This window comes from Bradyrhizobium sp. HKCCYLRH3059, from assembly GCF_051168035.1.
GTDB lineage: Bacteria > Pseudomonadota > Alphaproteobacteria > Rhizobiales > Xanthobacteraceae > Bradyrhizobium.
The window spans coordinates 302,407-316,762 of sequence record NZ_JBNPUF010000008.1 but is presented as its reverse complement, the minus strand read 5'-3'; the positions used below and the strand labels follow the sequence as shown (position 1 = coordinate 316,762).

The window sequence follows — 14,356 nt, the reverse complement described above, 5'->3', positions numbered from 1 at the left end:
CCAAAGTGGTGTAAGGCGCGCGATTTCTCCTCCCATTTGCGGATCGAAGCACCTCATGGCCAAAGCGGTAGCGAAGTCTAAGAAAGTTACAGCGAAATCAAAGCCTTCCAAGCCCGGCAAGGCCAAGACCGCAGCACTCGCTCCACCGCGCAAGGCGCTCAAGACGGCGTCGAAGCCCGTGGCCAAGGCCCCGGCCAAGGTCGCGCCCAGGTCTGCACCGAAAGCGCCAGTGAAAACCGCTCCGAAGAAGCCGGCCAAAACGGCTGCCAAGCCGGTCGCCAAGGCCGCGAAGGCGTCGGCCGCCAAGGCCCCGGCCAAGAGCGCGGTCACCGCGATCAAGCCGAACAAGTGGGTCTACACCTTCGGTGACGGCAAGGCCGAAGGTAAGGCCGGCCTGCGCGACCTGCTCGGCGGCAAGGGCGCCAATCTGGCCGAGATGGCCAATCTCGGCCTGCCGGTGCCTCCGGGCTTCACCATCCCGACCTCGGTCTGCACCTACTTCTACGCCAACGACAAGACCTACCCGAAGGAGCTGCAGTCGCAGGTCGACAAGGCGCTCGACTACATCGGCAAATTGACCGGCAAGAAATTCGGCGATCCGGAGAACCCGCTGCTGGTCTCGGTGCGCTCCGGCGCCCGCGCCTCGATGCCGGGCATGATGGACACCGTGCTCAATCTCGGCCTCAACGACCAGACGGTGGAAGCGCTGGCACAGCTGTCCGGCGACCGCCGCTTCGCCTTCGACAGCTATCGCCGTTTCATCACGATGTATTCGGATGTCGTGCTCGGCTTCGAGCACCATCATTTCGAGGACATCCTCGACAGCTTCAAGGACACCCAGGGCTATCAGCTCGACACCGACCTCTCCTCCGAGGACTGGGAGATGCTGGTCGGCAAGTACAAGGACGCCGTCGCCCACGAGACCGGCAAGGACTTCCCGCAGGACCCGCACGACCAGCTGTGGGGTGCCATCGGCGCGGTGTTCTCATCCTGGATGAACGCGCGCGCGGTGACCTATCGCAAGCTGCACGACATCCCGGAATCCTGGGGCACCGCCGTCAACGTCCAGGCCATGGTGTTCGGCAACATGGGCGACACCTCGGCCACCGGCGTCGCCTTCACCCGCAATCCCTCGACCGGCGAGAGCAAGCTCTACGGCGAGTTCCTGATCAACGCGCAGGGCGAGGACGTCGTCGCCGGCATCCGCACCCCGCAGGACATCACCGAGGACGCCCGCGTCGAGTCCGGCTCCGACAAGCCGTCGATGGAAGTCGCGATGCCCGACGCGTTCAAGGAGCTGACGCGGATCTACACGCTGCTCGAGAAGCACTACCGTGACATGCAGGACATGGAGTTCACGGTCGAGCGCGGCAAGCTGTGGATGCTGCAGACCCGCAGCGGCAAGCGCACCGCCAAGGCGGCGCTGCGCATCGCGGTCGAACTCGCCAATGAGGGCCTGATCTCGGAGAACGACGCCGTGCTCCGCGTCGACCCGGCCTCGCTCGATCAGCTCCTGCACCCGACCATCGATCCCGCCGCCAAGCGCGATGTGGTCGCGACCGGCCTGCCGGCCTCGCCCGGTGCGGCATCGGGCGAGATCGTGTTCTCCTCGGACGAGGCCACCAAGCTGCAGGCCGACGGTCGCAAGGTGATCCTGGTCCGCATCGAGACTTCGCCGGAGGACATCCACGGCATGCATGCTGCCGAGGGCATCCTGACCACGCGCGGCGGCATGACCTCGCACGCCGCCGTGGTCGCGCGCGGCATGGGCAAGCCCTGCGTCTCCGGCTGCGGCACCATCCGCGTCGACTACGGCCGTGGCACGATGAGCATCGGCGGGCGCACCTTCAAGACCGGCGACGTCATCACCATCGACGGCTCCGTCGGCCAGGTGCTGGCCGGCCGCATGCCGATGATCGAGCCGGAGCTGTCCGGTGAGTTCGGCACCCTGATGGGCTGGGCGGACGCCGTGCGCGAGACCGGCGTGCGCGTCAACGCCGACACGCCGGAGGATGCGCGCACCGCCATCAAGTTCGGCGCCGAGGGCATCGGCCTGTGCCGCACCGAGCACATGTTCTTCGAGGAGACCCGCATCCGCACTGTGCGTGAGATGATTCTCTCCGAGGATGAGCAGGAGCGTCGCGCCGCGCTCGCCAAGCTCTTGCCGATGCAGCGCGCCGACTTCGTCGAGCTGTTTGAGATCATGAAGGGGCTTCCCGTCACGATCCGTCTGCTCGATCCGCCGCTGCACGAGTTCCTGCCGCACACCCAGGCCGAGGTCGAGGAAGTCGCGCGCGCGATGAACACCGATCCGCGCCGCCTGGCCGATCGCGCCCGCGAGCTGTCGGAGTTCAACCCGATGCTCGGCTTCCGCGGCTGCCGTCTCGCGATCGCCTATCCGGAGATCGCCGAGATGCAGGCGCGCGCGATCTTCGAGGCGGCGGTCGAGGCCGAGAAGCGCACCGGCGAGGCCGTCGGCCTCGAGGTGATGGTGCCGCTGATCGCGACCAAGGCCGAGTTCGACCTGGTCAAGGCGCGCATCGACGCGATGGCGCAGGCCGTGATCCGCGAGACCGGCGCCAAGCTGGAGTACCAGGTCGGCACCATGATCGAGCTGCCGCGCGCAGCCCTGATGGCCGGCCAGATCGCCGAGGCCGCCGAGTTCTTCTCGTTCGGCACCAACGATCTGACGCAGACGACCTACGGTATCAGCCGCGACGACGCCGGCAGCTTCCTCGGCGCTTACGTCGCCAAGGGCATCCTCGAGATCGATCCGTTCATCTCGATCGACCGCGAGGGCGTTGGCGAGCTGGTCAAGATCGGCGTCGAGCGCGGCCGTGCCACCCGACCCAACCTCAAGGTCGGTATCTGCGGCGAGCATGGCGGCGATCCCGCCTCGGTGGCGTTCTGCCACAAGGTCGGCATGAACTATGTGTCGTGCTCGCCCTACCGCGTGCCGATCGCCCGCCTGGCCGCTGCGCAATCCGCGCTCGGCAAGGAGATCGCGAGCCAAGCCTGATCCTGCTGCGATCGATCTGATCTGACGAAGGCCGGCACATGTTGCCGGCCTTTTTCATTGGTGAGGGTTCGTCGCGATGCGGCGCGCACGTGACGCAAGGTGCACTTCTTCTCCACCACTGCCGTCATTCCGGGGGCGCTCCGGAATGACGAGTGGAGAGAGCGAACGTCGCAGGCCGATGGAACACTCCGCCTCATGATGTGCAGATGATTTTCATTCACCGCATCTGTTGACTGAATGTTCACCCGTTCTCGTCGGTGCGCCGTTTACCAAGCATCTCGATCGCTCGGCGCTCTGCAACTTCCCCGCTTGCCTGTTTCACAATTGCAACGCGGATTAACTCCTCGGCAACCTAAACCCGATACGAAGAGAGAAGATCGAATTGCACGGAAGCACTGTCGTTCGGTCGATCCAGTAAGCGTTGCGTTGAGCGTATCGATGTTAGTTCTGCGTCCCGATCCGAAGGGCGCGCGATTTGCGTCCTTCGGACTCGGTCTCTGCGTCTTCGCTCTGATGCCGACAGAGACCGGGTATCAAGACATCGCTTCTCTGCTCGCCCGCCAGCCGGGCGTCGCCGAACGCTGGCAGAAGCGTGTGTTCTCGGCTGCGGCCTCCATTCAGCTCGCCACCTATAGTTTCAGTCGTCCGATCGGAACCTCGGCGCCGCAGGCGGTGAGCATCCGCCTCGCAAGCCTCGATGGGCGCGATCTCGACATCACCGGATCGACGCCGCGCAATCCGGCGCTGCAGGTTCCGCCGCGCTATCAGGCCTCCGACTTTCCCAAGGTCGATCGCACACTGAAGGGCGATCGTCTCGTCGTGCGTCCCCCGACGCCGTCGGCGCAGCCGACCGAATCGGCCGCGCCCGTCGAGCCGGCGCCCTCCGAGCCCGCACCCACGCCATCGACACAACCGGATTCGAATTCCTCGGTGTTCGGCGCCAAGACGACGGAAGCGCCGCCGCAGGCGCCGCTCTCGCAGCGTTCTGCACTCGATCCCGAATTGCAGGAGGCGCTGAGCGCGCCGCCGCTCGTGCAGTACGACGCGGCGAAGTCCGAGATCCAGCCATCGGGCGAACTGAAGCCTGCAGCCGATCAAATCCGGGTGGACGGCGCCGTCAGCTATGACGGCCTCAACATCAAGACGTCCAACCTCTATTTCGGCACGTCGTCGCTGGGCGGTGCTGCCGGCACCATGGAGACATGGCTGCCGGGCGAGGCGCCGCTGATCGTGATGCCGGATCCGGACCTCAAGCCGATGGCGGTGCTGTCATCGCCGGCGGACGATGCGGCCAAGGCCGGCAATGGCGGCGAGAGCATCGCGCCGAAAGGCGAGGTCAACGCCGACAATCAGCGCGACAGGACTCCGGCCGAACGGTTGGGGCTCACGGACGAGAAGGCGCGCTTCAAGTCCGAGAAGTGCCTTGCCGAAGCGATCTATTTCGAATCCCGCGGCGAGGCGGTGCGCGGCCAGATGGCCGTGGCGCAGGTCGTGCTGAACCGGGCGTTCTCCGGCTATTATCCGACGACGGTGTGCGGCGTCGTCTACCAGAACAAATACCGCCACTTCGCCTGCCAGTTCACCTTCGCCTGCGACAACAATCCGGATGTGATCCGCGAGCCCGAGATGTGGGATCGCGCCAGGAAGATCGCGAAGGCCATGCTGGACGGGCTGATCTGGCTGCCGGAAGTCGGCAAATCGACCCACTATCATGCCTATTGGGTGCGGCCGTCCTGGGTCGCCGAGATGAAGCGCATGTACAAGTTCGGCGTTCACACCTTCTATCGGCCGAAGAAGTGGGGCGACGGCAGCGATGCGCCGAGCTGGGGAACGCCGCAGCAGACCGCGGCCATTTCGGCCGAGCTCACCGAGGCCGCCAAGAGCGAGGCCGAGAGCAATCCGAACTGGACGCGGCGCTAATCATCTAGCGACGCGTCGCATTCCACTCGAGAAAGCGGCGATACAACTCGGTCTGGCGCGCCTGGTCCGGCGGCGTTGCGGCCGCCGGCTTTGCCGTGACAGGAATGCGCGGGGACGGTGCGGCGGCCGCGACCGGCTTCGACGGTTTAACGGTGGCCGTAGTGGCGGCCGGAATCCGTGTCGTCCCATCGAGCCATTCCTGCGCGGCCCGGAACCTGGTCCAGCCGGCGACCGGCGCGCGCGGCGCCATCTCCTGCCATTTCGGATGGAAGGGAGGCCGCTGCAGCTGCGACATGCGCGAGAACAGCGACTCGACCAGCAGCGACAGCCGGCGATCGCGGTCGCTTCCCGGCTGCCAATTATACGACGCCAGGATTGCCTCTGCTGCGATCGTTTCCACCGACTCGGAATTGGAGATCAGGTTGGGGTAGTCGTCCGCGGTGAGCTTGGATGGAAGGTAATCCTCGCGCAAGGTCTTGTCGTAGCCGACCGGGACGAGATGCAGATTGGCATCCGTGATCTGGCTGAGCCAGGGCACCGGCTTGCCGTCGACCGCAATCATCGCGTCGATCTCCCCCTTGCGCAACATTTCGAGCGCGATGCGCGGCTCGATATAGAGCAGATGCGGCTTGATCGCGAGCCGCTCGAACACGTTGATCGCGGTCACGAAGGTGCTGCCGTCCGGCAGGTCGACCGCAACGGTCTTGCCGTCGAGCTCCCGCATGGTGCGGATCGATCGCGGTGCCAGAACATGCATTTCCTCGTTGAACATCTTGGTGACGTAGACGAGCTGATTGCGGATGTTGCTCGCGAAGTCCTTGCGTTCGAGATAGGACAGCGTGTCCTTGCGCACGATTCCCACGTCAACGCCCTTGAGCATGAGGATGTCGGCCACCGCCTGAACCGAGCCGCTGCCGAGGACCGGCATGACCCGCAGGTTGATGCCGTCATTGAGGACCGAGGCGACGTCGGCGCCCATCTGGGAATAGGTGCTGCCATACGAGCCCGTCATCAGGCTCACCGTATTGGCGTTGAGCTGGCTCGCGAGATCGCGCTTGGCCGAGGCATAGCGGAAGATCGCCTTGAAGGAATCGCTGACCGCACCCGGGTCGATTCCGCTGCGCACAGGCCCGAACCGTTCCCAATGGCCATCGACGAAACGCTTCATCTGCATCTGCTCGATCGGCGCGTGGTCGCTGGCGCTGGTATTGGCGACGATCCCGGGAATCAACATGGGAATTGGCGTCCCCTTCAAGGAACGCGCCTGCCTCATGATGTTGTCGCGGGAGAAGTCGTCGCCGCAATTGCGCAGGACCGCAACCATCAGGTTGGCAAGCGCGTAGCCCACGATTCCCAAGCTGTTGTTCTTGCTGATCGCAGGCGCGTAGCGATCCATGAACGCGGACCACTCGGCGAAGCCGGGATCGCCGCCCTGCACACCGCCCTCGTACAGGATGGTGGCGGAAAGCAGTCCTTCCGCGTTCTGCAGGCCTGCAGGCTGCAGCACGGTGGCAACCGAATCCGAAACCGTGGGGATGATGTGCTCGGGTCTCCAGCCGAGCTCGGCGAGGCGGCGGATCGCGAGCACCGTGAATTTCGGGGTGCTGACGTCGACCAGGATGTTGGCTCCGGCGGTCTTCAGCTTCGCGATCTGCTGATTGATGTCGGCATCGGTGACCGCGTAAGCCGCTTCCGCGACGATCGGCAGCTTGCCGCCGAGCCCGTCCTTCAAACCCTTCAGATAGTCCTTGCCGAACTCGTCGTCTTGATAAAGCACACCGATGCGCGCGCCACCGGCATGTTGCTCGAGCAGATATTGCGCGTGAATATGAGCTTCAATCTGGTAGCTGGGTTGCGCTCCCATGGTCCAAGGATAGTCGCGAGGCTGATCCCAGATCGAGGCGCCGGAGCCGACGAACAATTGCGGTATCCTGTTCGCGTTGAGATAAGGCCGCACCGCCGCGCTGGTCGCTGTTCCAACGCTCGCAAAGATGACGTCGACCTTGTCTTCCTCCACCAGCCGTCGTGTCAGCTCCATCGTCTTCTGCGGATTATAGCCGTCGTCATAGGAGATGTAGGTGATCTTGCGGCCCCTGATCCCGCCCTCGTCATTCACCTTCTGGAAATAGGCGGAGATGACCTTGCTCACGCTGCCGTAGGCGGCCGCCGGCCCGCTGTAGGGCGTGGTATTGCCGATCCGGATCTCGCCCTCGGCAGCACGCGCCAGGCCTGGCACGGCGGCAAGCACGAGGAGCAACGCCACGGTCGGAGAACCCGGCGCGCCAAGCAGCCGAGGACCACGGGGCGCTGACGACAAGGCCGGTTGCAACAGACGATCAAACATTCCCATCATGGACCTCATCACGCAACACAACACTTTGCGGGGACGCGCGTCGCCCGCACGACACCATCGACCAGGATCCGGCGGTCCGCGCCCCGCCGCAATTCCTGCGCAGCGACCGGCGTGAGACCGCGCTGGATCACCCGGTTTCGAAGCCCGGGTCACTCGAGCCGCCGTCGAGCCTCGAGTGACCCGAGTTCGGCGGCTCTCGCGTACCAGGCGCGGGCCTTGGCCGGATCGGGCGCGACGCCAACGGCTTTCAGGCTGGACAAGATCGCGGGGTCATAGGTGCCGGCCAGCGTCAGTGATGCTTCGGCGTCCGCTTCCGCGACATGCGCCAGGATCAGGCGGGCACTCGCAACGTCGCCCGCGCCGATGAGATCGCGTCCGCGCTTCAGCATTTCGCTGATCTCGTTCTTGGTCAGCGCAGACGCGGCCGCCGGTGCAGGGCTCCTGGTCGCGATGGTCCGAGATGCTTTCGGCGGAATTGACTGCGGGGTCTCGCCTCCGCCCGGAGCCGGCTTGACGATCGGGACCGACGCCACGATCGAATCGGCCCGTCCGATCGTGTGCGCCGCGGCGTCCAGCGATGCTTGGCCGTCATCGGATTTCGATTTCCCCGCCGTCCCGAAGTTTCGGGGAGACGATGAAGCGGTCGCTTCAGACTTCGTAACTGTTTCAATGTTCGGAGCCTCCATGATGCGCACCGCAAAGAACGCGAGGCACGCAAGCGCGGCCGCTGCGGCACCGAACCGGAAAACAGAATCGAATTCGAGCCGTTCGGGCGGAGGTGGAGGCATCACGACGGGATCGAGTGAAGGGATCTGCCAGGATCGGTCCGCTTCTGCTGGCGCCATTGGCATCGGCGCATCGTCAACCGCTGAAGCGGTTTGCCACCACGGCCGGGAGAGATCGGTGGCCGCATCCTCATCAGGCTCAGACGTCGCATGCGCGAGGCTGTTGGACAAAGCGGCAGGCTTTGCCGGGCGCCAACGTTCGCTCTGCGCATCACCCACGGTGATCCGCGATCCGCTACTCCGCAATAAGGAACTCATCCTCAACTACTCCTGCGGACACGCGCCATCGCGTCGCCCCGCAACACTCCCTGGACCGTTTGGCGCCTTTCTGCTCGGCGACTCAGCTTCCAAACCGGCGGCGAGACCGATGACCGAATCTATGGCCATGCCAAGCGGTGAATCGGCGATCTGGCAGCCGTGAATTCCCATTTCCTCGTCAGCAGGACGGACAAAACGCGCGCTACTACTTGAGCACCGCTAAATTTCGACCATCTCTTTTTCTTATTTGTACAGGTTCCGCGGTTCTTTTGCCGAAATCATGGCGAACCTGTCCAGCCATTTAGTTGGTGCTGGTAAATGCCGTCGGCGCCGGGGCGCACGAGATAGTGCGGCGGCGTCTGGCCGAGAACGATCTGAAACCATGGCGCAGGAGCATGTGGCGTATACCCACAGATCGATGCGAATTAGTCGCGCGCGTAGAGGATGTGCTCGATCCGTGCGGCGAGTCGCATCAGCGTCAGCCGGTGATCTGCTTCGACGAAAGGCCTCGTCCAACTCATTGGCGAGGGCCGCTCAGATCGTGCGCGTGATGACTACGAGCACCAGCGCAACGGTACGGCCGATTTGTTCGTCCAGCGCCCGCGGATCAAGGGATGCACGCGGCCGACACGGCACGCACTAATTACATCGTGCCTGCCCCCAAATACCGGCGAGGCAGCAAATAACAACGAGTCGTAATATCTGTATTGGGCGACGATGGCTGCTTCGTCATGAACACCGTTATTCCGGGACAAGGCCGCAGGCCCTGAACCCGGAATGACGGTGATCACGAATGACGGTGAAAACGCGACTGCCGAGCTCCGTCGTGACGCAGTCGGATCAGCTCTTGCTACGCGCTCAACGGCCGCGACTGCCGCGCCGTCGGCCGTGCCGCGAGCTCGTCGGCGATCTCGCGGGCAACGGCCAATGTGGTCATCGTCCGCTGCGCGAAACTCGGATTCTCCGCGGGGCAGTCGGCGCGGCAATGCGCGCCGCGGCTCTCGCGCCGGCTCCAGGCCGCGGTGGCGATCAGCAGCGCGGCGCTCGCCATGTTGCGCAGCCTCGGGCTGCCGGCGTCGCGCTCCATCCTGGCAATCGCGGCGATGGCCTCGGCGAGCCTCTCCTCGTCGCGGATGACACCGAGCTGGCTCGTCATCATCTCGCGCAGCGACACCTTCGCTGCGCCCGCGCAGGATCCGGCCGGATCGGCGAATGCAACGTGCTGCAGGGTGGAGGACGCGGTCAACGTCCGGCCGGAGATGTCGTCGGCAATCCGCCGGGCGAACACCAGCGCCGCGAGCAGCGCGTTGCCGGCGATGTGGTTGGCGCCATCCGTTGCCGTCGCGGCGACTTCACCTGCCGCCCAGAGCCCCTCGATCGAGCTGCGGCCCTGCGCGTCGACCGCGATCCCGCCCATGTGGAAATGCGCCGCCGGCGCCACTGGAATCGGCTGGCGGGTCGGATCGAGCCCCGCGGCGACGCAGGCCCGATGCAGCATCGGATAGCGCTCGGCGACGTCGTCATCGAGCACGTCGCGCGCATCGAGAAAAGCGCCGCGTCCAGCGATGATCTCGGCCATGACGCCGCGGGCCACCGTGTCGCGCGGGGCAAGATCGACCAGCGGATGGCGCGGCAGCATGAAACGCTGGCCGCGCCGGTTGATCAGGATCGCGCCGGCGCCGCGCAGACTCTCGCTCACAACCGGCGCCGGATCGTGACCGGTCATCATCGCGGTCGGATGAAACTGCACGAACTCCGGATCGGCAATCACCGCGCCAGCGCGCGCGGCGATGGCGAGGCCGATGCCGGTGGCGTGCGGCGGATTCGTGGTCGCCGCGAACAGCCGGCCGATGCCGCCGGTGGCCAGCACGATTGCCGGCGCCGCGATCAGCATCGGCGCGGCCGCGTCGTCATCGGTCGGCCGCAGTTGCAGGCCACGCACCGCGCCGTCTTCCGTCAGCAGCGCGTCGGCGACATGGCCCTCGATGATGCGGATCGAGGGCGTAGCGCGCACGGCTTGCGACAGCGCGGTGATGATCGCCTGTCCGGTGAAGTCCCCGCGAACGCTGAGAATCCGTCGCGCGGCGTGCGCAGCCGCACGAGACGTCGCGAGCCTGCCGCCGTGATCACGATCGAATGCCACGCCGAGACGGACCAGGTCCTCGATTGCAGCCGAGGCATCGCGCGCGAGCGCCAGCGCCGCCGTCGCGTCGACCAGGCCGCCACCCGCAGCGATCATGTCGGCGGCATGGGTATCGGGGCTGTCGCCGGATGACACCGCTGCGGCGATGTCGGCCTGCATCGTCGTGCCGAACGAGGCCTCACCCAATGAGGTCGCGGAGATCAACGTGACCGGCTGCGGGGCGAGCTTCAGCGCGCAGAACAGTCCGGCAACTCCGGCACCGACGATCACGACGTGGCCGGATGTCTCGATCTGATCGTGGTCCATGTGCTGTCCAAATTCCACATTCCGTGCGCATGTGTACCGCGGTACCTGTTAGTTCTTCTTCAGAGACTTCCTTCGCTGTTTATCGGTGTTTGGCGACAAATAGCGGCCGTTCTGAAGATCGCTCCCGCACAGGATGAATCGTCGTTTGCGACTCGCGCATCAGGACGTTTTCGCGCGGGGACAAAGACGCATGAGCGAGTTCCGCTGCCGGAACTCGCTTCGGATGACACCTGCTCATGGCTGGCCGCCGCATCGAAATTTTTCATGACTGGGTTCCGCTTTTGAGCTTGGGAGTTCAATGCAAATGCATTAACCGGAGAGGCGCGGCGGACGGCGACCGCGGCAGGGGAGGACACTGATGTCGGTACAGGCAGGCGATCTCGGTACGGTGTCCCGCAATCAGGGCTGGCGCACACCGGTGGTCATCATCGTGTGCGGCTGCGCCATTGCGCTGCTGAGCTTCGGTCCGCGCTCCAGCCTCGGCTTCTTCGTGCAGCCGATGAGCCGTGAATTCGCCTGGGGACGCGACGTGTTCGCCCTCGCGGTGGCGGTGCAGAACCTGTTGTGGGGACTCGGTCAGCCGCTCGCCGGCGCGATCGCCGATCGTTTCGGCGTGATGCGCGTCATCTGTGTCGGCGCGCTGCTCTATGCCGGCGGCCTGCTGATGATGCGCTATTCCAGCTCGCCGCTGTCGCTGAACATCGGCGCCGGCGTGCTGGTCGGCTTCGGCCTGTCGGGCTGCTCGTTCAATCTCATCCTGTCGGCTTTCAGCAAGCTGCTGCCGCCGGAGCGCCGGGGCGTCGCGCTCGGCGCCGGCACCGCGGCCGGCTCGCTCGGCCAGTTCCTGTTCGCTCCGTTCGGCGTCGCGCTGATCGACCAGTTCGGCTGGCAGAGCGCGCTGATGGTGTTCGCAACGCTGATGCTGTTCATCGTGCCGTTGTCGCTCGCCGTGGCGACGCCGCCGGCAGCCGAGGCCAAGCCGTCGGAGGCCGAGCAGCAGTCGTTCACGACCGCGCTGATGGAGGCGTTCGGCCACCGCTCCTACGTGCTGCTGGTGCTCGGATTCTTCACCTGCGGCTTCCAGCTCGCCTTCATCACCGTGCACCTGCCGGCGTTCCTGGTCGATCGCGGCCTTTCGGCGCAGGTTGGCGGCTGGGTGATCGCGGCGATCGGCCTGTTCAACATCATCGGCTCGCTCAGTGTCGGCTGGCTGCAGAGCCGGCTGCCGAAGCGCTACATCCTGTCCTTCATCTATTTCACCCGTGCGCTGGCGACGCTCGCCTTCATCTCGTTCCCGGTCACGGCGGCTTCCGCGATCGCCTTCGGCGCGGTTTCCGGGCTCGCCTGGCTCTCCACGGTGCCGCCGACCTCGTCGCTGGTCGCGATCATGTTCGGCACACGCTGGCTCGCCACGCTCTATGGCTTCGCCTTCGTTAGCCACCAGGTGGGTGGCTTCCTCGGCGTCTGGCTCGGCGGCCTCGTGTTCGAGCGCTATGGCTCATATACCCCGATCTGGTGGCTCTCCATCCTGTTCGGCGTGCTGTCGGCGCTGATCAACCTGCCGATCGTCGAGAAGCCGGTGGCGCGCGCCGTTCCCGCGACGTGAGTTGCGCGGCCGATCCGATCGGCTAAACATGGCGCGAGACGAAGAAAGTGCAGGGAGTGCGGCTGTGGGAACGTTCAAGGCGATCCGGATCGACAAGGCGGACAAGGGAACGACTGCGACGCTGACGCAGTTCGATGAAGCCGAACTGATGGACGGCGACGTCACCGTGAAGGTCGAGTGGTCGGCGCTGAATTACAAGGATGGGCTGGCGCTGACCGGCAAGGCGCCGGTGGTGCGCCGCTTCCCGATGATCGCGGGGATCGATTTCGCCGGCACGGTCGAGCAGTCCAGCCATCCCGATTGGAAGCCGGGAGATGCCGTGATCTGCACCGGCTGGGGCATGGGCGAGACCCATCTCGGCGCCTATGCCGAGAGGGCGCGGGTCAAGGGCGACTGGCTGGTCGGCCTGCCGCAGGGGCTGTCGGCCCGGGACGCGATGGCGATCGGCACCGCCGGCTTCACCGCGATGCTTGCGGTGCTCGCCCTGGAGAAGCACGGGCTGACGCCGGCGAGCGGGCCGGTGGTGGTGACGGGCGCGGCCGGCGGCGTCGGCTCGGTGGCGACGGCTGTGCTCGCCAAGCTCGGCTACCATGTGATCGCCTCGACCGGCCGCTTGGCCGAGGCTGACTATCTCAAGTCGCTCGGTGCCGCCGAGATCATCGACCGCAACGAGCTGTCCGGACCGGCGAAGCCGCTGGCGAAGGAGCGCTGGGCGGGCGGCATCGACAGCGTCGGCTCCAATACGCTCGCCAATCTGCTGGCGATGACCAAATATGGCGGCGCCATCGCCGCCTGCGGCCTCGCTTCCGGCATGGATTTGCCAACGTCGGTGGCGCCGTTCATTTTGCGCGGCGTGTGCCTCCTCGGCGTCGATTCGGTGATGTGCCCGCTGCCGGCGCGCAAGGCGGCCTGGCAGCGCCTCGCGACCGATCTGGATCGCGCAAAACTAGCTGAAATCACTCACGAAATCGCCTTGGACCAGGTGGCGTCGCTGGGGCCGCAGATCCTCGCCGGCCAGGTCCGCGGCCGTACGGTGGTAAGAATATCCTGAGGACGTTCAGACTTTTCAAACCATGCTGCTCCATTGTTGCCATGGTTGGTATGGTAAGCATGGGGTAAAGATACCGCCTTACCCGCTGCGTGGGGTTAAGTGGGAGTTTGATGCATGCTCGCGCGTATATTGCTGGGGACCGTGACTGCCGGTGCCGTGATTGGTCCTGCGATGGCGGGGTCGATGACAGCCGACGAGGCCCGCAAATTCGTCGCCGGAAAGGTGTTCGCCTTCACCTGCGTCGACGGCACCCGTGGCGCGGGCCGCATTCTTGACGACATGGGCGCGGCCGGTGCGGTGCAGTTCTCCGGCTCGGGGCCGGTGCGTCACATCCGCCTGCCGGGCAATACCCTGCAGATTCGCGGCCAGAATGTCTGCGCTGCCATCAAGGGCATGCCGTTCGAACCGTGCTTCAACCTCGACAAGAAGGACGATCGCAGCTTCCGCGGTTCGGTCTCCGGGCTCGGCGCCTTCGCCTATTGCGACTTCCAGCACCAGGGCGGAGCCACCATGCTGATGGCGCGCGCCGTGGCGCGGCCGCGCGCCGCACGCGCTGCTGGACCCGCGGCTGACGGCTCCCACACCGAAGTTGCGGTACGGGTCGAGACCCCGCGGGTGGAACGCAGCAAGGTGGACCCCTTGAAGGCAGATGCTGCGAAGGCCGCCAGGGCGGAAAGTTCCAAGACGGAGAACATGAAGGCCGAAAACGCGAAGACTGAAATTACCAAATCCGATAACGCGAAGTCGGATGCGGCGCCGGAGCTGCGTCGCTCGACCGATTAGTTGTTAGTTCACCGATCATTGAAAAACCGGTTCCCTATTATCATAGAGTAATATTTTGAGCTGACCGCACGTTAGTGGTCATTGCGCCGTAGTCGTACGGAATCTCAAATTCATGCCTCGGTAGCGACTCGT

At 65.2% G+C, this 14,356-nt stretch carries 8 protein-coding genes; 5 read left to right on the top strand and 3 right to left on the bottom strand.

Going from position 1 to position 14,356, the window contains the following annotated elements:
* The first annotated feature begins 55 nt into the window (after window positions 1-55).
* Both ppdK and ACQR13_RS25570 read left to right on the top strand, forming a co-directional pair.
* On the top strand, window positions 56-3,019 hold the full coding sequence (gene ppdK, locus ACQR13_RS25575; protein ID WP_315826960.1) for a pyruvate, phosphate dikinase: 2,964 nt from the start codon (window positions 56-58) through the stop codon (window positions 3,017-3,019).
* Window positions 3,020-3,457: 438 nt separating this feature from the next.
* Entirely contained in the window at window positions 3,458-4,939 is a 1,482-nt protein-coding gene (locus ACQR13_RS25570) for a cell wall hydrolase (protein WP_434863367.1), read from the top strand.
* 4 nt (window positions 4,940-4,943) lie between these two features.
* On the opposite strand, the gene ACQR13_RS25565 is transcribed toward ACQR13_RS25570, so the two are convergent.
* From ACQR13_RS25565 to ACQR13_RS25555, 3 genes are all read right to left on the bottom strand, one after another.
* The gene (locus ACQR13_RS25565; protein WP_434863382.1) at window positions 4,944-7,289 is read right to left on the bottom strand and encodes an ABC transporter substrate-binding protein; all 2,346 of its coding nucleotides are present in this window, start codon (window positions 7,287-7,289) and stop codon (window positions 4,944-4,946) included.
* Window positions 7,290-7,441: 152 nt separating this feature from the next.
* Window positions 7,442-8,335, bottom strand: a complete 894-nt coding sequence (locus ACQR13_RS25560) for a hypothetical protein (RefSeq protein ID WP_434863366.1) — start codon at window positions 8,333-8,335, stop codon at window positions 7,442-7,444.
* A gap of 850 nt (window positions 8,336-9,185) precedes the next feature.
* On the bottom strand, window positions 9,186-10,784 hold the full coding sequence (locus tag ACQR13_RS25555) for an L-aspartate oxidase (protein WP_434863365.1): 1,599 nt from the start codon (window positions 10,782-10,784) through the stop codon (window positions 9,186-9,188).
* Window positions 10,785-11,142: 358 nt separating this feature from the next.
* Here ACQR13_RS25555 and ACQR13_RS25550 point away from each other — a divergent pair, with 358 nt between their 5' ends.
* The 3 genes from ACQR13_RS25550 (at window position 11,143) to ACQR13_RS25540 (ending at window position 14,224) form a co-directional block, all read left to right on the top strand.
* Window positions 11,143-12,390: an MFS transporter gene (locus ACQR13_RS25550; protein WP_316200687.1), complete on the top strand. Its 1,248-nt coding sequence runs from the start codon at window positions 11,143-11,145 to the stop codon at window positions 12,388-12,390.
* 64 nt (window positions 12,391-12,454) lie between these two features.
* Window positions 12,455-13,441: an acrylyl-CoA reductase (NADPH) gene (gene acuI, locus ACQR13_RS25545; protein ID WP_434863364.1), complete on the top strand. Its 987-nt coding sequence runs from the start codon at window positions 12,455-12,457 to the stop codon at window positions 13,439-13,441.
* A gap of 114 nt (window positions 13,442-13,555) precedes the next feature.
* A complete protein-coding gene (locus ACQR13_RS25540; RefSeq protein ID WP_434863363.1) occupies window positions 13,556-14,224 on the top strand; it encodes a hypothetical protein in 669 nt (222 codons plus the stop codon).
* The last annotated feature ends 132 nt before the right edge of the window (window positions 14,225-14,356 follow it).